21 protein-coding genes are annotated in these 18,600 nt (G+C 66.8%); 12 read left to right on the plus strand and 9 right to left on the minus strand.

The window, feature by feature from the left end:
- Window positions 1-94 precede the first annotated feature (94 nt).
- Entirely contained in the window at window positions 95-574 is a 480-nt protein-coding gene (locus GO488_RS04460) for a DUF5797 family protein (protein ID WP_162316591.1), read from the plus strand.
- Here the strand turns inward: GO488_RS04460 and GO488_RS04465 are convergent, their stop codons facing one another.
- The 3 genes from GO488_RS04465 to GO488_RS04475 form a co-directional block, all read right to left on the minus strand.
- Window positions 575-1,606, minus strand: coding sequence for a DUF5787 family protein (locus GO488_RS04465; RefSeq protein WP_162316592.1), 1,032 nt, complete (start codon window positions 1,604-1,606; stop codon window positions 575-577).
- 52 nt (window positions 1,607-1,658) lie between these two features.
- Entirely contained in the window at window positions 1,659-2,078 is a 420-nt protein-coding gene (locus tag GO488_RS04470; RefSeq protein ID WP_162316593.1) for a hypothetical protein, read from the minus strand.
- A 151-nt stretch (window positions 2,079-2,229) separates the two neighbouring features.
- Window positions 2,230-2,664 (minus strand): bis(5'-nucleosyl)-tetraphosphatase, encoded by a 435-nt coding sequence (locus GO488_RS04475; protein ID WP_162316594.1) that lies wholly within the window; start codon window positions 2,662-2,664, stop codon window positions 2,230-2,232.
- Window positions 2,665-2,868: 204 nt separating this feature from the next.
- On the opposite strand from GO488_RS04475, the gene GO488_RS04480 reads away from it, so the two are divergent.
- Both GO488_RS04480 and GO488_RS04485 read left to right on the plus strand, forming a co-directional pair.
- A complete protein-coding gene (locus GO488_RS04480; RefSeq protein ID WP_162316595.1) occupies window positions 2,869-3,201 on the plus strand; it encodes an uS10/mL48 family ribosomal protein in 333 nt (110 codons plus the stop codon).
- A gap of 74 nt (window positions 3,202-3,275) precedes the next feature.
- The gene (locus GO488_RS04485; RefSeq protein ID WP_162316596.1) at window positions 3,276-4,544 is read left to right on the plus strand and encodes an amidohydrolase; all 1,269 of its coding nucleotides are present in this window, start codon (window positions 3,276-3,278) and stop codon (window positions 4,542-4,544) included.
- 21 nt (window positions 4,545-4,565) lie between these two features.
- Here the strand turns inward: GO488_RS04485 and GO488_RS04490 are convergent, their stop codons facing one another.
- Entirely contained in the window at window positions 4,566-5,054 is a 489-nt protein-coding gene (locus GO488_RS04490) for a type IV pilin domain-containing protein (protein ID WP_162316597.1), read from the minus strand.
- 177 nt (window positions 5,055-5,231) lie between these two features.
- Window positions 5,232-6,605 carry a geranylgeranyl reductase family protein gene (locus GO488_RS04495; protein WP_162316598.1) on the minus strand — a complete coding sequence of 458 codons (1,374 nt, stop codon included), beginning with the start codon at window positions 6,603-6,605 and terminating at the stop codon, window positions 5,232-5,234.
- A 191-nt stretch (window positions 6,606-6,796) separates the two neighbouring features.
- On the opposite strand from GO488_RS04495, the gene GO488_RS04500 reads away from it, so the two are divergent.
- A complete protein-coding gene (locus GO488_RS04500) occupies window positions 6,797-7,126 on the plus strand; it encodes a 2Fe-2S iron-sulfur cluster-binding protein (RefSeq protein WP_162316599.1) in 330 nt (109 codons plus the stop codon).
- 186 nt (window positions 7,127-7,312) lie between these two features.
- Window positions 7,313-7,915, plus strand: a complete 603-nt coding sequence (locus GO488_RS04505) for a DUF7110 family protein (protein ID WP_162316600.1) — start codon at window positions 7,313-7,315, stop codon at window positions 7,913-7,915.
- 16 nt (window positions 7,916-7,931) lie between these two features.
- Here GO488_RS04505 and GO488_RS04510 read toward each other — a convergent pair whose 3' ends face one another.
- The gene (locus GO488_RS04510; protein WP_241692890.1) at window positions 7,932-8,561 is read right to left on the minus strand and encodes a stage II sporulation protein M; all 630 of its coding nucleotides are present in this window, start codon (window positions 8,559-8,561) and stop codon (window positions 7,932-7,934) included.
- A gap of 120 nt (window positions 8,562-8,681) precedes the next feature.
- On the opposite strand from GO488_RS04510, the gene GO488_RS04515 reads away from it, so the two are divergent.
- From GO488_RS04515 to GO488_RS04530, 4 genes are all read left to right on the plus strand, one after another.
- On the plus strand, window positions 8,682-9,656 hold the full coding sequence (locus GO488_RS04515) for a phosphoadenosine phosphosulfate reductase family protein (RefSeq protein WP_162316601.1): 975 nt from the start codon (window positions 8,682-8,684) through the stop codon (window positions 9,654-9,656).
- A gap of 518 nt (window positions 9,657-10,174) precedes the next feature.
- Complete coding sequence (locus tag GO488_RS04520; RefSeq protein ID WP_162316602.1) at window positions 10,175-10,738, plus strand: PH domain-containing protein; 564 nt, start codon at window positions 10,175-10,177, stop codon at window positions 10,736-10,738.
- Window positions 10,735-11,334 (plus strand): PH domain-containing protein, encoded by a 600-nt coding sequence (locus tag GO488_RS04525; RefSeq protein WP_162316603.1) that lies wholly within the window; start codon window positions 10,735-10,737, stop codon window positions 11,332-11,334. The genes GO488_RS04520 and GO488_RS04525 overlap by 4 nt, the downstream gene beginning before the upstream one ends.
- 61 nt (window positions 11,335-11,395) lie before the next feature.
- Window positions 11,396-12,586 (plus strand): MFS transporter, encoded by a 1,191-nt coding sequence (locus tag GO488_RS04530; protein ID WP_162316604.1) that lies wholly within the window; start codon window positions 11,396-11,398, stop codon window positions 12,584-12,586.
- Window positions 12,587-12,589: 3 nt separating this feature from the next.
- Here the strand turns inward: GO488_RS04530 and GO488_RS04535 are convergent, their stop codons facing one another.
- Window positions 12,590-14,623, minus strand: coding sequence for an AMP-binding protein (locus GO488_RS04535; RefSeq protein ID WP_162316605.1), 2,034 nt, complete (start codon window positions 14,621-14,623; stop codon window positions 12,590-12,592).
- Window positions 14,624-14,782: 159 nt separating this feature from the next.
- Here GO488_RS04535 and GO488_RS04540 point away from each other — a divergent pair, with 159 nt between their 5' ends.
- Entirely contained in the window at window positions 14,783-15,370 is a 588-nt protein-coding gene (locus GO488_RS04540) for a GNAT family N-acetyltransferase (RefSeq protein ID WP_162316606.1), read from the plus strand.
- Here GO488_RS04540 and GO488_RS04545 read toward each other — a convergent pair.
- Window positions 15,367-15,846 (minus strand): FKBP-type peptidyl-prolyl cis-trans isomerase, encoded by a 480-nt coding sequence (locus GO488_RS04545; RefSeq protein ID WP_162316607.1) that lies wholly within the window; start codon window positions 15,844-15,846, stop codon window positions 15,367-15,369. The genes GO488_RS04540 and GO488_RS04545 overlap by 4 nt on opposite strands.
- 176 nt (window positions 15,847-16,022) lie before the next feature.
- Between GO488_RS04545 and GO488_RS04550 the strand changes: the two genes are divergently transcribed.
- Window positions 16,023-17,180 (plus strand): glutathione-independent formaldehyde dehydrogenase, encoded by a 1,158-nt coding sequence (locus GO488_RS04550; RefSeq protein WP_162316608.1) that lies wholly within the window; start codon window positions 16,023-16,025, stop codon window positions 17,178-17,180.
- Between the two features lie 63 nt (window positions 17,181-17,243).
- Window positions 17,244-17,405, plus strand: coding sequence for a hypothetical protein (locus tag GO488_RS19605; protein ID WP_164509617.1), 162 nt, complete (start codon window positions 17,244-17,246; stop codon window positions 17,403-17,405).
- A gap of 1 nt (window position 17,406) precedes the next feature.
- Here GO488_RS19605 and GO488_RS04555 read toward each other — a convergent pair whose 3' ends face one another.
- Complete coding sequence (locus tag GO488_RS04555; protein ID WP_162316609.1) at window positions 17,407-18,567, minus strand: CobW family GTP-binding protein; 1,161 nt, start codon at window positions 18,565-18,567, stop codon at window positions 17,407-17,409.
- Between the last annotated feature and the right edge of the window lie 33 nt (window positions 18,568-18,600).

The raw sequence follows: 18,600 nt of genomic DNA on the forward strand, positions 1-18,600 counted from the left end.
TGGGGCTACGGGTTCGAGCGGTCAAATATCGTTCGCCGGGCGCGATTGACCGACTCCAGAACGCTTGTAACACCGCTGGCGCTATGTGCGGGCAATGACCCTCTCGGAGGAGGCCCGCGAGCGACTCGCGGACATCGTCGAGCGCCAGCCGACGAAGAACGGCGAGTTGCAGGAACTGTGGGACATGGACAGCGGCAGCGAGGTCCACCAGTACCTCGAATCCGAACTGAAGGAGTACTACTACCGCAACGAGGACAGCCTCATCTGTGCGACGCCGGAAGCGACCGCGCTGATAGACGGCGAGGACTCCGACCGCGTCCAGACCATCGCGGTCACGCCGTTGCAGGCCGCCATCGTCGAGGTCATCGCCGGTCCCGACGAGGAGAGCCAGAGCGTCGTCTCCGTGTTGCACGCCCTGCGCGAGGCCGGCGAGGAATCCGACGTCGACGAGGTCCGCTCGGCGCTTCGGAGCCTCGCCGATAAGGGCATCGTCGAGACGGTCCAGAAGACGGTGCCGACCTTTCGGCTGGCCGTCGAGCGCGAGGACGTCGACGTCGAAGTGCTCGACTCGTAGTCACTTCTCCGCGAGCCCCGGCCGGGACCGACGGCGACGCCGATCGAGCAAGCGCTTGATCGCCGCGCCGGGACCGCCCTCGATGGGCCACCCGCGCGTGCGCCAGACCGGCGGTTCCGGCTCGTACTCGTGACAGGACCCGCGACACTCTTTCTGCGTGGGCAGTCGCTCTTTGGCCGCACAGTGAGGGTAGACGCCGGTTTCGTCGGCCCGCAACCGGAAGTGCCGACAGTCCGGACGCATCGTCTCCGCGTAGGCGCGCCAGCCGCGCTCGTACGCTCGCTCGGCGATCGCCAGTCGCTTCTCGGCCTTCCAGTCGGGGTCGGCGTACTCGAAGCGGGCGGCGCTGGCGTCGTCGGTCGGCCGGTCGAGGATGCGAGTTCCGGGGTCGGAAACGGCGAGCGTGCGCGGCTGCCACACCGGGTCGGCGGTGCCGCGCTCGGCGTCGACGGTCAGGACGCCCGCGGCGGCGGGAAAATCGGAGAGCAGTATCGGCTCGATGCGCTCGCCCGTCGCCGCCGTCGCCACCCACACCTCGTCCGCCAGCCCCAGCGCCACGTCGCGTTCGAGCTGGTCCGCGAGGTCGCGGGCGGCGCTCGCCGAGAGGTCGGGCTTGTTCTCGATCGCGACGATGCGGCGGAGCCAGTCGGGATACTCGCGACGGCGGCGAATCTCGATGCGGTTGCCCCGCTTTCGCGTCTCCAACGCGTCCCGGTCGGCGGCCTCGTGGATGGACTCGCGGACGTACCGCCACGGATAGCCGGGGTCCGGCAGCGCGTCGCGGTAGAACTGCCAGTCCGCCGGGGCGTGTCGCAGGACGTGCAAGAGGTCCGAATCGAACGCCGTCGCTCCGAACTCGGCCCGTCGGCGCAGCCCGTCGGGGTCGCATTCGAGAATCAGCGTGTCCCAGCGGCGGTACTTCGTCCCCAGCTGGCGGGCGACGAACACCGCCGAGTCGTCCCGGGCGGGCGACCACTCGCGCTCTGCCCACTGGCAGACACAGAGTTCGAATGCGAACTCGCTTGCCGTCACACACTAACGAATCAGGTCTGGAGTATTATACTCCCCGGCGTGACGGCCGAAGTTAGCTGTTGAGCACGCTGCCGAGCGCCCCGCCGATAGTATACCCGATCGGCGACATGAAGATGAGGCCGACGATATTCGTGAGCGCCCCCAGCCCCGCGAGCATGGCCATACCGCCGGCCGCGTCGGGGTTGCTTCCGCCCATGCTCATGATGCCACCGAGGACGAACGACCCCGGAATGTAGATCAGGTTGAACGCGACGGCGGCGATCATCCCCGTCACCAGCGCGAACTTGATAGCTGTTTTCGTGTCTTCGATGGTCGTGAACACGGCCACGACGGCCGCTCCGAGGAGGATCTCCTTGAAGAAGGGGACGAAGCGCACCAGATTGAGAATCGGTACGAAGCCGGTCACCAGCAGGACGACGAAAATTGACGCCGTCGCCTTCTTGAATTCAGACTCGTCGAACCCGAATATCATAGTTCGGGTACCGTTATTCGAACGAGCTATTTAAGATTATCTTTAAATATTTTCGCCAAGTTATTCGTACCGTGGCTACTCCCCGAACGCCGCGTCCGCTCACAGTCGGGACTGGTGGCGCGCAGTTCGCCCCGGAACAGCCGACGTTCTCCTACTCCTCTTCGTCCTCCAGTCGCTCGTCCAAGAACTCGTGAGCGTCCTCCAGGATCTCCCGGGGGCCGTCCTGCGTGACGGTGTTGACCGCCTGTTCGTAGTCGCGCCACTGCAGGTCACGGTGTTCCGTCGATAGCTCTGCGGACGCTTCGAAGGACTTGGCGACGAACAGGTGGACCGTCTTGTGGATGGTGTTGCCGTTCGCTTCGAACACGTAGTCGTAGTCTTTGCGGAAACCGTCTAAGAGCCGGAAATCGCCGATTCCGGCCTCCTCTTTCACTTCGCGTATGGCGGTCTGCTGGAGTTCCTCGTCGCCCTCGACGCCGCCCTTGGGGAATTCCCAATCGCCGGGTCGGCTCTTGAGCAGGAGGTACTCCCGCCGGCCACGCGTATCGCGAAAGAGGATGGCTCCCGCGCTCGTGGCCTCTATCATTACGATAGGTTACTGCATGGGTACTTAAGAGAATATCGGAGACTGCGCGACGGCGGCTCTCGTCGCCGAAGTCAGGCTGTACGCCCGGAGACTGCTTGAGGGGGCCGTTTCGCCGAAGCGACGGTCGTACACGATAGTCCCTCCCCGTCGGGTCGAACGCGAAGCGGAGAGCCTTTTAGCGCTCGCCGGCGAGACTCTCCAGAGATGCCGTTCGTCACGACCCTGACACTCACGAGTGGGGACCGCCACCGCCTCGACGACGTCGTGGCGGACATCAAAGACCGCGCCGAACGGAAAGGCGTCGAACTCAAGGGACCGCACCCGAAGCAACCGACGGAACTGCGCGTTCCGCAGTCGAAGACGCTCGGTCCGGACGGCGGCCGCTTCGAGCCGTGGAACTACACCGTCTACACGCGCACCATCGAGATCGTCGGCTACGAGGACTTCGCCCGCGACGTGACCGAGGATTCGTTCCCGCCGGGCGTCCACGTCGAGGCCGGCATCGAGCAGCGCACGCAGGTCGGTAGCGGATCGTAAGCCGCCGCGTTCGTCCCGACGCGAGCCGCGCCGGACGAGACGCCTTATAAGTTCTCGGAGCACCTCTCGCCCGTATGGACCAGGACCGACACGAGCGTCTCGTCGGCTTTCGGCGGGACCTCCATCGCTATCCCGAACCCGCGTGGTGTGAGTTCTACACGACGAGTCGCGTCGTCGAGGAAGTCGAGCGAATCGGCGTCGACCGGCTGCGCCTCGGCCCGGAGATACTGGACGGCGACGCCCGGATGGCCCTCCCCGACGAGTCGGTACTGGCGGAGTGGCACGAGCGAGCGCGCGAAGCGGGGGCGCGCGAGGACGTCCTCGACGCCTGTGCCGGCGGCTACACGGGCGCGCTGGCGACCATCGAGCGCGGCGAGGGGCCGACTGTCGCGCTCCGGGTCGATATCGACGCGCTCCCGATCACCGAGTCCGAGGGGGTCACGCACGCGCCGGCCGACGCCGGGTTCCGCTCGGCCAACGAGGGGTACATGCATGCCTGCGGCCACGACGCCCACGCGACCATCGGTATCGGCGTCCTCGAAGCGGTCGCCGAGAGCGACTTCTCGGGGACCTTCCACGTCCTCTTTCAACCGGCCGAGGAGGTCATCGGCGGCGCGAAGGCCGTCGTCGAGAGCGGCGTCTTAGACGACGTGGACCGCCTGCTCGCGGTTCACATCGGGCTGGACCACCCGACCGGCGAGATCGTCGCCGGCGTCGGGGGGTTCCTCGCGGTGCGGCAGTTCGAGGCGACGTTTTCCGGCGAATCGGCTCACGCCGGCGGCCATCCGGCACAGGGCCGGGACGCGGTGCAGGCGCTGGCGACGGCCGTCCAGAATCTCCACGCCATCCGGCGGCACGGCGAGGGCGACACCCGAATCAACACCGGCGTCGTCGAGGGCGGGACCGCGACGAACATCGTCCCGGAGTCGGCCCGCATCGAGGGGGAGGTCCGCGGCGAGACCACCCATCTGAAGGAGTACATGAGCGAGCGCGCCGACACGGTGGTCGAGCACGCCGCGAAGATGCACGACTGCGAGTCGAGCGTCGAGACGACGGCCGAAGCGCCCAGCGCCGAGAGCGACGCGGAACTGGCCGACGTGGTCTACGCCGCCGCGGGCGAGACCACCGGCGTCGATTCGCGCCTCCGCAGCGCCGAACTCGGCGGCAGCGAGGACGCCACCTACCTGATGGACCGCGTCCAGCGCCGCGGCGGGCTGGCCACGTTCGTCGGCGTCGGCACCGACCACCCCGGCGGCCACCACACGCCCACCTTCGACGTGGACGAGCGGTCGCTCGCCATCGGTATCGAGACGCTCGCCGACGCGATCACTCGGCTGGACTGAATCGCCGAGACGGGGCAATCCTCAGACTTGCGGCCCGGTCCAGCGGGCCAGCCGAACGGTCTGACCGTTGGTCGGCGACGCCCACCGAACGGTCACCGTCGCCGCCGAGAGGTCCAGATTCGCGACGCTCACGACCGTCGAGCCGTCGAGCGTGACCTGCTGTCCGGCGCTGACGGACGACCCGGGGCCGAAGGCGGGGAACGCGTCGAACCCGTACTCCCCGTTCGGGTCTGACGACGCCGACGCGCCGCTGACGACGAGCGAGACGTCGCCCGCGGTCAGCGTGTCGCCGCTGGCGTGACGTATCGAAAGCGAGTCCGACCCCCCGACGTCGCGGTCGTAGTCGAAATCGAACGCGGTCTGTGGCGTCCGCCCCTTCGAGTCCTCGCCGATGCCGTACGCGAGCATCGCCGTCGTCGCCGCCAGCAACAGCGCGATCGCGACGAGCAGGACGACGCCGACGACTGGCGAAACCGCTCTGTTCCGCGTGTCGTACGTCGCTCCTGTCATCGTGAACCCCTCGCACCCGCAGGTGGCAGAACGGATCGGTCGATGCGTCACATCGCTGCCCCTGACCCCGACGGCACTGTCCGCCCCCACGCCCAGTGCGATTGGTCGTGATTTCGTCGGTATAGAGAATAAACGTTCGGACGCTATCGGAAGCCGTTTTTCGGCGCGGCGGCCGGCTCAGTACTTCGCTTCCGCGTCGGTGACCTCGTAGATGTCGTCCATGATGGCGTCGCGTTCGCGCTGCCACGCCGCGAAGCCGCCGGGGTCGCTCGGGTAGCGCTCGTAGTGGTCGAGCAGTCGGTCGGCGAGGTTCTTCGTCTGGTAGAGGTCGTAGATGGTCCCCCAGTGGCCGAAGCTCTTCATCGCCATCTTGACCTTCAGCCCGAAACTGACGCTCGTCGAGCCGCCGTACAGCGCCTCGGCGAGTTTCTCGCCCGGGAGCGCCGCCAGCAAGCCCATCAAGTCGTCCACGTCGTAGGCCGTCGTGAAGATGTTGTAGACGTCCAAGGCGGCGTAGCGCGCGCCGAAGTGGTCCATCACGTCGACGTTGTACTCCCAGAGCGCGCTCTCGTCGCCGGTGCGGCCGTCCTCGATTGCCTCGATGGCCTGCTCGGCGGCGTACTTCCCGGCGTAGGCCGCGCCCGCGATGCCGCCGCCGGTGGTCGGGTTGACGTGGCCCGCCGCGTCGCCGACGGCCATGAAGCCGGGTGCGACCGCCGAGTCGTAGGGCCGCCGGGTCGGGAGCGCCGCGCCGAGTTTGTCCTGCACTTCCGCGCCCCGGAACTCCTCGCGGTTCCGGAGGTCGGCTTTCAGGTCGTCGACCAGTTCCATCGGCTCCTCGTTCATCTGGAAGCCGAGTCCGGCGTTGATCTCGGTCTCGGTGCGGGGGAAGTACCAGAGGTAGCCCGCCGACCGTTCGGTGGGCTTGAACACCAGCGCGTCGTCCCACTCGACCGGTTCGTCCACCTCGATGATCTCCCGGTAAGCCGAGCAGAACTGCGAGTACCGGACGTTCGTATCGAACGTGGCGTCCTCTAGCTCCGTCTTGTCCTGCAGCAGCGAGAGCGCGCCGGCCGCGTCGACGACGATGTCGGCCTCGTAGGTGGTAGGGTCGCCTTTCCGGACGGCTCTCACGCCGGTCACCTCGCCGTCGTCCGACTGGATCACGTCCTGGACGACGGTGTCGTAGTGGAACTCCGCGCCGGCGTCCTCCGCGCCGGCGATGAGACAGCGGCCGTACTCCCAGCGGTCGATGACGGCGAGTTCGCCCGGCACTGGGATCTCCAAGACGGTGTCTTCCTGTGGAATCTCGAAGCGCCCGTGGTCGACGCCCGTGTTCGTGAAGGCCGGTTCGAGCCGGGACTTCGGGATGGCCTCCGGGAAGTCGCTGGCTCCCTTCAGCGCGTCCCCGCAGGCGATGTGGCCCGCCTCCTCGGCGTCCTTGCGCTCGACGACGACGACGTCGTAGCCGGCGTCGGCGACCGTCGCGGCCGCGTAACACCCCGACGTCCCCGCCCCGACGACGGCCACGTCGCATTGGTGTGTGGTCATGCACCCTCGTCTTCACCCCAGAGAGAAAATCGTTCCGACTGGCGGAACCGGTCGGTATCGCCGGGTCACGGCGGAATACGGACTGTCGTAGGTCATTTCGGTATTGTACCGCCACGGGAATGGTACATACCGAAAAACGGCGACAACAGTCCGTATAAAGAGTTTTCCCGAGGGGTTTCGAACGCCGACGTATGACCGACTACACCGTCGAGTTCGTGGGGACGGGCGAGGAGATCACCGTCTCCGAGAAGGAGACCATCCTCTCGCGCTGTATCGAGGAGGGAATCGCACAGGAGTACTCCTGTCGCGTGGGGATGTGCCTCGCCTGTTCGGCCGAGATCGTCGAGGGCGAGGTGACCCAACCCGCCGCGCGCGGACTCACCGAGCGAGAGCGCGAGGACTTCGCACTGACCTGTATGGCCCGTCCCGCGTCGGATCTGCGCCTCGACCGGGGGAAGTACCCGCCGAGCATCGAAGCGGACGCCGCGGTCGGAGACGACGCGGCCGCGGCCGACGACTGAAACTCGGATACGAGTTGTCAGTCCCGTAATTTTCGGTTAGAAAGGGCTTTAGTCTATTTTGCCCTCTCTTAGGCCTCAGTTTGGATGGCTAACAGGAAGGACAGACCCTATATGCACGTGGTCCCTATAGTGGGATGACAGCAGCGTCAGCGGACGGCCGTCGACGATTGACACACGCTCCCAACCATGACCAGCCGCGTATACAGACTCCACTCGACGCTAGAACTGCCACTGGAAGATACATACGACTTTTTCGAGGATCCCGATCTGCCCGAGGAAATCGAGAGTATCGACATCACCCGCCGGAACAACACGCTCATCGTCAGCGCCGTCGCCACCGACGAGAGCATGAGCAAGTACACGCCGACGGCCCAGCTCAAGGCCAGCGTCACCGAGAACCGGGTGTACGAGGAGGACCCCGACGAGATGGGGCCGCCCGGTGCCGCAAGCACCGGGTCGACGGGCGGCGGCCCGCAGTGGGGCGCGCTCGAAGAGGAAGAGGAGGAGATCGAATCGGAACTCGTCGAGTACGCCTGCTTCAAGGGCGACCGCGAGACGGTCCTCCAGAACACGGCGCTCCAGTACGCCATGTTCGAGGTCCTCTGTGAGGTCGCGAAAGTCGCCGAGAAGGGGACGCTGACCGCTATCGCCTCGGTCGACGACGAGCTCGAAGCGATCCGTATCGTCGACGGCGAGGAGCGCCCGGCCTCCATCAACGTCGTCGAGGACCCCGCCGAGGACGAGGAAGCCGACGGCATCAACTGGCGGGACAACGAGTTCATCAGCTAATTCTGCTGCCGCGGTTTCAGACGTTCGCTAGCTCCCGGCCAGCCACCCGCTCGGCGATTTCGAGGGTGATCGTCGCCTCGACGTAGGCCGCGACGAGGATCATCGCGGCGGCGACGGCGACCAGCCACCCCGCCTCGCGGAAATCGCGTTCGGTCACCAGTTCGTCTTCGAGGCCGCGGAGGTAGCGCACGGTCAGCCGCGCGAAGCGGAGCCCCACGGCGGCGACGATGAGCAGCGCCGGAATTTCTATGACGCCGTGGGGAACGATGAGCGCGGCGACGACGGTCGGCTCGACCTGCTGGACCGCGAGACCGACGACGGCACCGATGAGAAGCCCGTTCAGGACGAGCGCCAGGACGGTGACGATGCCGAGCGAGACAGCCCCGAGCAGCATCACGAACATCGCCACGAGGTTGTTGACGGCGATGTTGACGGTGGTCAGTTCGGCCGGCATGAACGGGTTCGATCCGGCTTGTTCGGCGGTCGGGAGCGCTTCGAGGGGGACGGCACTTCCCAACAGGTATCCGGCGAGCGTGCTCGCGCCGAGGAGCAGCGCGGCGACCGGGACGTAGAGGGCGAGCCACCGGCGGCAGACGGCGCGAACTGCGGCGAAGCGGGAGGTCATCTCGTCCGAGTCCACGCGCATGGGAGTGAAAAAAGGTGTTGGCGCGCTCGGTTGCGACCCATTTACCATCGTGGCAGTCGGTAGCACACCTGTCGGTTTCCCAAAAAGTACTTACAGCCACTAATTATATCTCATTACACGATGTCCAACGAAGACTTCCCCGAGTACCTCGACGTCGACTACTCCGACGGCGAAGGCGAGGAACCCGAGGAGTACCCGACGGTCAACCACAAGATCGAGAAGGCCATCGAGGTCACGAAGACCGGCCTCGAACAGTACGAGAACCCGGTCGTGATGTGGACCGGCGGCAAGGACTCGACGCTGACGCTCTACTTCGTCAAGGAGGTCGCCGACCGCTTCGACCTCGAAGTCCCGCCGGTCGTCTTCATCGACCACTACCAGCACTTCGACGAACTCATCGACTTCGTCGAGCACTGGGCCGACGAGTGGGACCTGGACGTCATCTGGGCGCGCAACGAGGACGTCGGCGAGATCGTCGAGGAGCAGGGGCTCGAACCCGGCGACGACATCGCCATCGAGGACCTCTCCGAGCACAATCAGCACCACGTTCGCAACATCCTCGAATACGAGGAGGACACGTTCCCGTTCTTGCTCGACACCTACGTCGGCAACCACCTCCTGAAGACGGTGGCGCTCAACGACGCCATCGAGGAGCACGACGTCGACGGTATCATCTCCGGGATCCGCTGGGACGAACAGGAGTCCCGCGCGGACGAGACGTTCTTCTCGCCGCGTCACGACCCCGACATCTACCCGCCGCACGACCGCATCCAGACGATTCTCCAGTTCGCCGAGGCCGACGTCTGGGAGGCCTTCTGGAACTTCGTCGTGCCGGACACGGTCGAGGGCTACCCCGACGACGGCTACGTCCCGCAGGGACAGGACGACCTGCCCGAAGGCATCGAGAAGGAGGACGTGCCCGTCTCGCCGAAGTACTTCGCCGGGTTCCGCTCGCTCGGGAGCGAGGTCAGCACGGACAAGTCCGCCGAGGAGCCCGCGTGGCTCCAGGACATGGAGAACACGACCGAGCGCGCCGGCCGCGCCCAGGACAAGGAGGACCTGATGGAGCGCCTGCGCGACCTCGGCTACATGTAAGCGGGCCACACGGACGCGGCATCTCGTCGTCATCGTTTCTCTCCGTTTTCCACACGAGTGCGAACTTGTCCCACGTATCGCCGGGAGCGACCGCGTTCGCGGGCGAGAGAGCGCGACGGCCGCCTATCGACTGTCGTCGATGCGATTCGTCGCGGAGCGTCTCTTCGGCCGATAGTGTTAGCTGCCCGCCACGTCGCCCAACGACCGGGTTCGCTGCCCGCGAGAGACACTCTATGGCACAGTTTACGAGAGCGTCTCCCGGTCACGATAGTACGACGACTGTCGTATAAACATTTAGATACTGTCGAACCGTGGGACTACTCGATGAGCGAGAGCCGGTACGAGTGTCCGAACTGCGAGACGGAGATGAGCTACTACACGACCAAACACACGGGCTGTCAGAACTGCGGGTTCGTCCCGCCGCACGGCGCGGAGTGAGAGGCTGAACGCCCGTGAGTCGCGGGCACATCTCGGGCGTCGTCGAGCACGTTTTTGTCGTTGCGCCGTGAGCACCCGATATGCCCTCCGAACACGATTGGCTCACGCTGGACGACGACGAGGAGATCGTCTGGCGGGGCCAGCCCTCCACCGAATCGCTCTACGGGACGTATATCGTCGGCGTCCCGATGATACTGCTCTTGGGACTGGGCCTCGTCGTCATCGCCTCGGCGCGCCTCCGCCAGCGGAACACCGACTACGTCATCACGGACAAGGGCGTCTACAAGAAGACGGGGATCTTCAGTCGCGCCGTCACGGAGATCGACCTCGACAAGGTCCAGAACACCTCGTTCTCGGTCGGCGCGGTCGGCCGGTACTTCGACTACGGGGACGTGATGATAAGCACCGCCGGCGGCTCCGGCGTCGAGATGACGCTCCGCGGCGTCGCGGACCCGCAAGCCGTTCAGAAGCAACTCTCGCGCGGCGTCAAACGCGCACAGAGCGAGTCCGACGACGAGACCGACGACGAGTCGAAATCGGACGTGCTCGTCGAGATCCTGACCGAGCTGCAGGCGATACGGCAGTCGCTCGACGCGGGGAACCGGCCCGGCAACGGTGACCGCCGGCCCGAGCGCGACGGATGAGCGACCCGGCCTGGCTCTCGCTGGACGGCGACGAGGAGATTCACTGGCAGGGCCAACCCCGTCAGCGGGTCGTCCTGCAGGGCGTCGCGCTGGGGCTGATCGCGGCGCTCGTCGTCGGCGCGCTGGGGTGGCTGGTCGTCGGGGCCGCGGCGCTCTCGACCGCCGTCTCACTCGCCGTCGTGGTCCCCATCGCGCTCGCGGCGTTCGCCGTCCCGACGGCCGCGGCGTGGCTCTGGCGGCGGACGACCCGCTACGTTCTCACCGAGACGGCGCTGTACCACCGGACCGGCGTCCTCTCGGTGACGGTGACGGAGCTCTCGCTCCGGAAGATCCAGAACACCTCCTACGCGCAGGGCGTCCTCGGCAACGTCTTCGGTCACGGCACGGTCACCGTCGACACCGCCGGGAGCGAGGGGGCCGAACTCAGATTGGTGGCGATGAACGACCCGGCCGCGATCCAGCGACGCATCGCCGAGCGGGCCAAACGGGTCCGCGGCGACGACGCCGACGCCGCGGACGTGCCGGGCACCCTCGAACAGTGGCGGGCCGTCCTCGCGGAGATTCGCGGCGTCCGGGCCGCGCTCGATCGGGAGTAGTTCGACGAGCGAACCGCGACACTTCGACACGTATTTTCGCTCGCCGACCGGACGTTCGACCGTGAGTGTCCGGAGAGAGCGGACCGTCCTCGCGGCCGTCGTCTTCGCCGTGCTGTTGGCACAGGTGCTCCTCTACCCGGGCGTCGACACGCTCGTCCGGGCGTTGGGCGCGGAGACGCAACTGGACGCGAGCATGTGGTTCCTCGCCGCGGAGTTCGCGGCCTTCGTCGTCTGTGCCGGCCTCTGGGGCGCGGTGAGCGACGCGGTCGGACGCCGAGTCCCGTTCATCGTCGGCGGTGCGGTGGTGGGCGCGGTGTTCTACGCCGCGCTGGCGTGGCTCCCGACCGTCACAGGCATATCCTTCGAGGGCATTCTCGTCCTCAGAGCGCTACAGGGCGGCGCGACCATCGCCGCGTTCTCGCTGTCGATGACGATGCTGATGGATCTCGAGGGGGGCCACGGGAAGAACATGGGCGCGGCGGGCATCGCCATCGGGTTGGGGACGGCGACCGGCGCACCGCTGGGCGGGCAACTGTACGGCGTCTCGCCGACGCTTCCGCTGTATATCGCCAGCGTCGTCTTGCTCGCGGTGGCGGTACTGGCGGTGCTGGTGACCGACCGCGCGCCCTCGGACGGGGAGAGCAAGGCGGCGGCCGCGGTGACGACCCTCCGAGAGACGCCTGCGCTGGGAATCCCGTACGCCTTCGGTTTCATCGACCGCCTGACCGCCGGCTTCTTCGCGCTCGTCGGCACGCTATACTTCCGAGAGGCCTTCGAGTTGACCCCCGGCGAGACGGGGATCATGCTCGCGCTCTTCTTCGCGCCGTTCGCCCTGCTCCAGTACCCCTTCGGCGTCCTCTCGGACAGCGTCGGCCGGACCGTCCCCATCGTCGCCGGGTCGTCGCTGTACGGGCTGGCCGTCATCGGCGTCGGGCTCGCGCCGACCGTCGTCCTCGCGGGGGCCGGGATGGTGCTGGTCGGCGTCATCGGCGCGCTGATGTCGCCAGCGACGATGGCCCTCGTCACCGACCTCGCGGGCGAGAGCGGGCGCGGGACGGCGATGGCCGGCTTCAACGCCTTCGGGAGCGTGGGCTTCCTCGCGGGCATCCTCGTCGGCGGATCCGTCGCCGGCGAGTTCGGTTACTTCGCGGCGTTCGTCGTCGCCGGCGGCGCGGAACTGGCGCTCGCGCTCGTGACGCTTCCGCGACTGCTCGAACTGGACCTGCCCGTCGAGGAGCGACCGACGGACTGACGGTCAGTTGGCGTCGGCCACCGCGTCGAGCGCGTCGGGGTTCTCGATACTGGACATGTCCCCCAAGTCCTCGCCGCGGTAGACCGACCCGATGGCTCTGCGGAGGATCTTCCCGCTCTGGGTCTTCGGGAGGGCGTCGACGAATAACACCTCGCGCGGGCGGAACGGCTTGCCGAGTTCCTCGCCGACGGTCTCCGCGATGGCCTCGCGGAGCGAGTCGGTCGGTTCGTGGCCGGGTTCGAGGACGGCGTACAGGACGACGGCGGTGCCCGTGGTGTCGTCGGGGACGCCGACGGCGGCGGCCTGGTTGACCGCGGGGTGGTCCATCGCCGCGCCTTCGACCTCCGCCGGGCCGACCTTCCGTCCGGCGACATTGAGCGCGTCGTCGGCCCGGCCGTGGAGGAACCAGAGGCCGTCCTCGTCCTTCTGCGCCCAGTCGCCGTGGTCCCAGAGGTCGGGCCACGTCGACCAGTACTCTTCGAGGTATCGCTCGTCGCCGCTCCACAGCGACTTCGTCATCGACGGACAGGAGTCGCGAGCGACGAGGAAGCCGCGTTCGTGCGTGTCGGCGATGGAGTCGCCCTCCTCGTCCACGATGTCGACGTCCATCCCCAGTCCCGGCCCGCCGAGCGTGCAGGGTTTCAGCGACTGGATGGGCATCGGCATCAGGAAACAGCCCATTATCTCGGTGCCGCCGGAGATGTTGATGATCGGGCACTCGCCGCCGCCGACGTTCTCGTAGAACCACAGCCAGCTCTCGGGGTCCCACGGTTCGCCCGTCGACCCGAGCAGGCGGAGCGAAGAGAGGTCGTGGCCCTCCAGCCACTCGTCGCCGCGCTTCCTGAGCGCGCGGATGGCCGTCGGCGAGACGCCAAAGGCCGTCAGGTCGTGGTCGTCGATCATCTCCCAGAAGCGGTCGGGCTCGGGGTGGTCGGGCGCGCCCTCGTACATGAAGACGGTGCCGCCGAAGGCGTGGTTGCCGAGCAGCGTCCACGGCCCCATCATCCACCCGATGTCGCTGACCCAGAAGAAGCGGTCGCCGGGCTTGTGGTCGAAGCCGAAGTAGACCTCCTTGGCTGCCTGTATCAGCGCCCCGGCGTGCGGGGAGACGATCCCCTTCGGTTCGCCGGTCGTCCCCGAGGAGTACAGCAGCATCGCCGCCTGATCGCTGGGGAGCGACTTCGTCTCGTAGCTGTCCGATTGCGTCTCGATGGCCTCGGTCCACCAGTCGTCCCGGCGCGTCCACGTCAGTCTCTCGACCGGGTCCTCGGCGGTGCCGATGCGATCGTAGACGACGGTGTGCTCGACGGGGGAATCGCCGCTCTCTGTCAGGTCTTCCGTCTCCCGAATCGTCTCGTCGGCGCTGCCCTTGAGGTGGACCTTCGACCCGCGCCGGTAGAAGCCGTCGGCGGTGAACAGCACCGAGCACTCGGCGTCCGCGAGGCGGGTCGCCGTCGCGTCGACGCCGAACCCCGAGAAGATGGGCACCGCGATGGCCCCGACTTTCAGACAGCCGTAGAGGATGCTCGCCACCTCGGGCACCATCGGCATGTAGAGCCCGACGGTGTCGCCCGTCCCGACGCCGACCGATTCGAGGTAGTTGGCGACGCGGTTGCTCTGGCGGTGGAGGTCGTGGAACGTGAGCTGTCGCACGTCGCCGGGTTCGCCCTCCCAGACGAGCGCGAGGTGGTTGCGAGCGCCGTTGTCGCGGGCGGCGTGACGATCGACGGCGTTGTGCGCCGCGTTGAGTTCGCCGCCGGGGTACCAGTCCGTGAACTGCGGTCCCTCGCTGTCGTCTCGCACTTCCTCGTACGCCTCGAAGAACTCGATGCCGAGGTAGTCGACGAGTTCGTCCCAGAACCAGTCGACGCCGGAGTCCGGCTCGTCCGGCAGGTCGGTCGTCGTCCGCTCGATCAGTTCCTCGTAGCCGTCGATGTCGTAGGTCTGCATGAACTGCCAGACGTTGGTCGACTCCACGAACTCTCGGGAGGGTTCGTGGACGACCCGGTCCAGCTCTTCGAGTGAGTCCGGGGCCATGACGTGTGGTTCGATGACAGCCCACTAAGTAGTTGCGCGGGTCTCCGTTGGGGAAGACGGCAGTTGCAGACGCCGCGCAATCGGCGAGAAACCGATTTCCTTCGGGGGTATATTCGAAGTGCGCAAACCCTTTTGACCGGGGACGGTCAACGAACGGGTATGTACGTACGGGACGCGAAAAACCGCGAAGAGGTCTGGCTACTGGACCACATCGAAGAGATGGGGCTCGACGACACAGCCTTCCGCTCCCGTGACTACGTGCTCGCCATCGACGAGCACACCCACGAGAAGGCCGGATTCGGCCGTATCCGCATCCACAAGCCCGACGACGCCGACCCGGTCTGCGAGCTGACGAGCATCGGCGTCCTCCCGGAGTGGCGCGACCAGGGCGTCGGCGCGCACGTCATCGAACGACTGGTCGAGTACGCCGCCGACGAGGGGTTCGACGTGGTCTACTCCCTGACCGGCGCGGCCGACTACCTCGCGCAGTTCGGCTTCGAGCGCATCGAACCCGAGCAGTTGCCCGAGCGGTTACGGGAGCGCCTCGAAGCGAAGCGGGAGAACGTCCAACCCGACGCCGTGCCGCTCCGCCTCCAGCGCGACCGGTTCCGGATGCCCGACCGCTTCCGGGAGCGGTTCAAGAACGCCTCGGTCCACGAGGCGGAGGCCAACGAGCCCGAGGACTCGCCGGAGGACTTCGGCATCGATCCCGACGAGGCGACCTACAAGTACGACACCGGCGGCTAATCCTCCCTGACTTCGAGGACTTCCACGTCGAAGACCAGCGTCTTCCCGGCGAGTTCGTGGTTGAAGTCCACCTCGACGGCGTCGTCTCGAACGGCCGTCACGTCCCCGTGGAGGCCGTTCTCGGCCTCGACGTGGATGCCGACCTCGGCCGATCTCCCGACCATCGCCTCGAACGTCTCGGGGTCGTACTCCCTGACTTTCGTCTCGTTGGGTTCGCCGTAGGCTTTCTCCGGGGGGACCGTGACGGTCGCTTCCTCGCCTTCCTCCATCCCGACGAGCGCCTCGTCGAGCCCCTCGATGATGTCGCCCGCGCCGACGGTGAACGCGAGCGGCGCGTAGTCGTCGGGGTCGGTCCCCTGCGCGTCGAGCAGTCCCTCCTCGCGGGCCACGTCAGCGCGCGATGTATCGAAGACGCTCCCGTCCTCGAACCGACCGACGTACTCGATGGAGACCCCGTCACCGGGTTCGATTGCCATGACAGGAGTTGGTGGGAGGAAGCGGAATAAACCTCGGGCTCTGGCCGCGACTGCGACGAGCCGGTCGTCGGCGCGGTCGGCCCGGGATAACTGCTAGTTGCGCCCCGCTTCATAACGTACATTGATTATATATACCGTCCGCTCTACTGACAGTATGGGAGTGCTAACAGATGTCAATGGACGCCGTAGTATACAAAGGCGAACACGAAGTGGCGGTCGAAGAAGTGGACGAGCCGGAGATCGAACACCCGAACGACGTGATCATCGACATTACGACGACGTGTATCTGTGGATCTGATCTCCACATGTACGAGGGGCGGACGGCCGCGGAGCCGGGGATCGTCTTCGGGCACGAGAACATGGGAATCGTCACGGAGGTCGGCGACGCCGTCTCCGACCTGGAGGAGGGCGACCGCGTCGTCGCCCCGTTCAACGTCGCCTGCGGGTTCTGCGAGAACTGCGAGGACGGGTACACCGGATTCTGTACGAACGTGAACCCGGGCTTCGCCGGCGGTGCGTACGGCTACGTCGCGATGGGGCCCTATAAGGGCGGACAGGCGGAGCAGCTGCGCATCCCCTACGCCGATTTCAACGCGCTGAAACTGCCGGAGGGCGACGAACACGAGGACTCCTTCGCGCTGCTCGCGGACATCTTCCCGACGGGTTGGCACGGCACGGAACTCGCCAACCTCGAACCGGGCGACTCCGTGGCCATCTACGGGGCCGGCCCGGTCGGGCTGATGGCGGCCTACAGCGCGAAGATAAAGGGCGCGGCCGAGATCTACTCGGTCGACCGCGTCCCGAGTCGCCTCGAACTCGCGGAGGAACACTGCGACGCGACGGCCATCAACTTCGAGGAGGGCGACCCGGTCGAACAGATTATGGACGAACACGGCGGCGAAGTGGACAAAGGCGTCGACGCCGTCGGCTATCAGGCCATCGACCCCGAGAAGGAGGCCGACGACGCCTACGACCCGGCCCGCGAGAACCCCGCCGTCGTCCTCAACAATCTCATCCGCACGGTCAAACCGACGGGCGAACTCGGCATCCCGGGCCTGTACGTCCCGGAGGACCCCGGTGCGCCCGACGAGATGGCCGCGCAGGGCCGCCTCGGCATCGACTTCGGCCTGCTCTTCGAGAAGGGCCAGAAGCTCGGCACCGGCCAGTGTAACGTCAAGTCCTACAACCGGGAACTGCGCGACCTCATCATCGAGGGCCGTGCCGACCCCAGTTGGGTCGTCTCCCACCGCGTCGGCCTCGAAGAGGCCCCGGAGATGTACGAGGCCTTCGACGACCGCGAAGAGGGCGTGACGAAGGTCCTGCTGGAGCCGTAACTCCCTCGAACCGAGATCATTTTTCCCGGTAACTATACGAGCGCCGAGCGGCAATGCGGAGGCATGTGTCAGTACTGCAGTTACCAGTACCACGACGGGTGGACCCAACTGCTGGCGTACGACGACGTCTACCAGACCGCCGTCGGCGGCGACGGATCCGACTCGACGTACGGCTTCCACGAATCGTGGGACGAACTCCGCGAAGACGTGGGCTACGAGGTCTGAGTCACCCCTCGCGCGGGAACGGGTCGCCCGCTGCCGCCCCTTCTCCCTCCGCTCCCGCCGCCCGCTCCGCGTCGGTCGCGAGACAGTCGTCGAGTTCCGAGGCGATACCCTCCTCGTCCATCTCGCGGCCGATGAAGACGAGCCGGGTCGCCGGGTCGTCCTCGCCCCACTCCCCGATGGGACCGGCTTGCACGGCCGGCCCCGCCTGACTCACGCCGAGTACCGTCTCCGGCCTGCTCGCCACCCACGCGAACCCCTTCGCCCGGACGACGGAGCCGTCCCAGTCGTCGAGCCGCGCGTCGAACCGCTCTGAGTGGAAGGGTCGCTCGCGGCGGTAGACGAACGACTCGACGCCGTGGGCCGCCGCGGCCGACTGCTCGCCGTGGTCGTGACCGCGGTCGTGGCTCTCGTGACCTGATTCGTCGTGTCCCTCCGCGCGTCCGTCCTCCGCGAGCGTTCGTTTCCAGCCCTGTTCGCGCCGCGCGGACTCGAAGTCGAACAGCCCGGTGCCGAGCACCGCGCTCGGGTCGACCTCGCTGTAGGTCGTCCGGTACAGCGTCGCCCGCGGCTGGAGTTCGCGGATCGCCGCCTCGACGGCGTCGAGTTCCTCGTCGGGGACCATGTCGCACTTGTTCAACAGGAGCACGTCGCAGAACTCTATCTGGTCGACCAGTACCTCGGTCAGGGGTCGCTCCGGGTCTGGCGCGGCGTCGGGCAGCGACTCGTCGGCATCGAAGGCCTTCCAGAAGCCGTAGGCGTCGACCACGGAGACGGTCGTGTCGAGTCGGAACTTATCGGGGAGGGTCGCGTCGTCCGTGCCGACGCTCAGCGTCCGCGCGATGGGGAGCGGTTCGCTGATTCCCGACGCCTCGACGACGAGGTAGTCGAAGGAGCGCTCCTCGGCCAGCCGCGTGACTTCGGTGACCAAGTCGTCCTGCAGGCGACAGCAGATACAGCCGTTCGAGAGATCGACGATGCCCTCCTCGGTCTCCTCGGCCAGCAACTCCGCGTCCACGTTGACCTCGCCCATGTCGTTGACGACGACGGCGATGCGCCTGTCGCCGGGATTCGAGAGGAGCCGGTTGACGAGCGTCGTCTTGCCCGCGCCGAGCGGCCCGCTGACGACCGTGATCGGTACCGAGTCCGTCGGGTCAGTTGCCATGATGTTCGGTAGCACGAATCGAGGGGTCATGAA

Origin of the sequence: Haloarcula limicola (assembly GCF_010119205.1) — an archaeon.
GTDB lineage: Archaea > Halobacteriota > Halobacteria > Halobacteriales > Haloarculaceae > Haloarcula > Haloarcula limicola.

Excerpts from the sequence above, each read along its gene's own strand:
- GO488_RS04485 (WP_162316596.1), top strand. The coding sequence starts at position 3,276 with ATGGACCAGGACCGACACGAGCGTCTCGTCGGCTTTCGGCGGGACCTC.
- GO488_RS04505 (WP_162316600.1), top strand. The coding sequence starts at position 7,313 with ATGACCAGCCGCGTATACAGACTCCACTCGACGCTAGAACTGCCACTG.
- GO488_RS04515 (WP_162316601.1), top strand. The coding sequence starts at position 8,682 with ATGTCCAACGAAGACTTCCCCGAGTACCTCGACGTCGACTACTCCGAC.
- GO488_RS04475 (WP_162316594.1), bottom strand. The coding sequence starts at position 2,664 with ATGATAGAGGCCACGAGCGCGGGAGCCATCCTCTTTCGCGATACGCGT.
- GO488_RS04460 (WP_162316591.1), top strand. The coding sequence starts at position 95 with ATGACCCTCTCGGAGGAGGCCCGCGAGCGACTCGCGGACATCGTCGAG.
- GO488_RS04550 (WP_162316608.1), top strand. The coding sequence starts at position 16,023 with ATGGACGCCGTAGTATACAAAGGCGAACACGAAGTGGCGGTCGAAGAA.
- GO488_RS04525 (WP_162316603.1), top strand. The coding sequence starts at position 10,735 with ATGAGCGACCCGGCCTGGCTCTCGCTGGACGGCGACGAGGAGATTCAC.
- GO488_RS04490 (WP_162316597.1), bottom strand. The coding sequence starts at position 5,054 with ATGACAGGAGCGACGTACGACACGCGGAACAGAGCGGTTTCGCCAGTC.
- GO488_RS04510 (WP_241692890.1), bottom strand. The coding sequence starts at position 8,561 with ATGCGCGTGGACTCGGACGAGATGACCTCCCGCTTCGCCGCAGTTCGC.
- GO488_RS04535 (WP_162316605.1), bottom strand. The coding sequence starts at position 14,623 with ATGGCCCCGGACTCACTCGAAGAGCTGGACCGGGTCGTCCACGAACCC.
- GO488_RS04495 (WP_162316598.1), bottom strand. The coding sequence starts at position 6,605 with ATGACCACACACCAATGCGACGTGGCCGTCGTCGGGGCGGGGACGTCG.
- GO488_RS04540 (WP_162316606.1), top strand. The coding sequence starts at position 14,783 with ATGTACGTACGGGACGCGAAAAACCGCGAAGAGGTCTGGCTACTGGAC.
- GO488_RS04500 (WP_162316599.1), top strand. The coding sequence starts at position 6,797 with ATGACCGACTACACCGTCGAGTTCGTGGGGACGGGCGAGGAGATCACC.
- GO488_RS04520 (WP_162316602.1), top strand. The coding sequence starts at position 10,175 with ATGCCCTCCGAACACGATTGGCTCACGCTGGACGACGACGAGGAGATC.
- GO488_RS19605 (WP_164509617.1), top strand. The coding sequence starts at position 17,244 with ATGTGTCAGTACTGCAGTTACCAGTACCACGACGGGTGGACCCAACTG.
- GO488_RS04555 (WP_162316609.1), bottom strand. The coding sequence starts at position 18,567 with ATGGCAACTGACCCGACGGACTCGGTACCGATCACGGTCGTCAGCGGG.
- GO488_RS04545 (WP_162316607.1), bottom strand. The coding sequence starts at position 15,846 with ATGGCAATCGAACCCGGTGACGGGGTCTCCATCGAGTACGTCGGTCGG.
- GO488_RS04480 (WP_162316595.1), top strand. The coding sequence starts at position 2,869 with ATGCCGTTCGTCACGACCCTGACACTCACGAGTGGGGACCGCCACCGC.
- GO488_RS04470 (WP_162316593.1), bottom strand. The coding sequence starts at position 2,078 with ATGATATTCGGGTTCGACGAGTCTGAATTCAAGAAGGCGACGGCGTCA.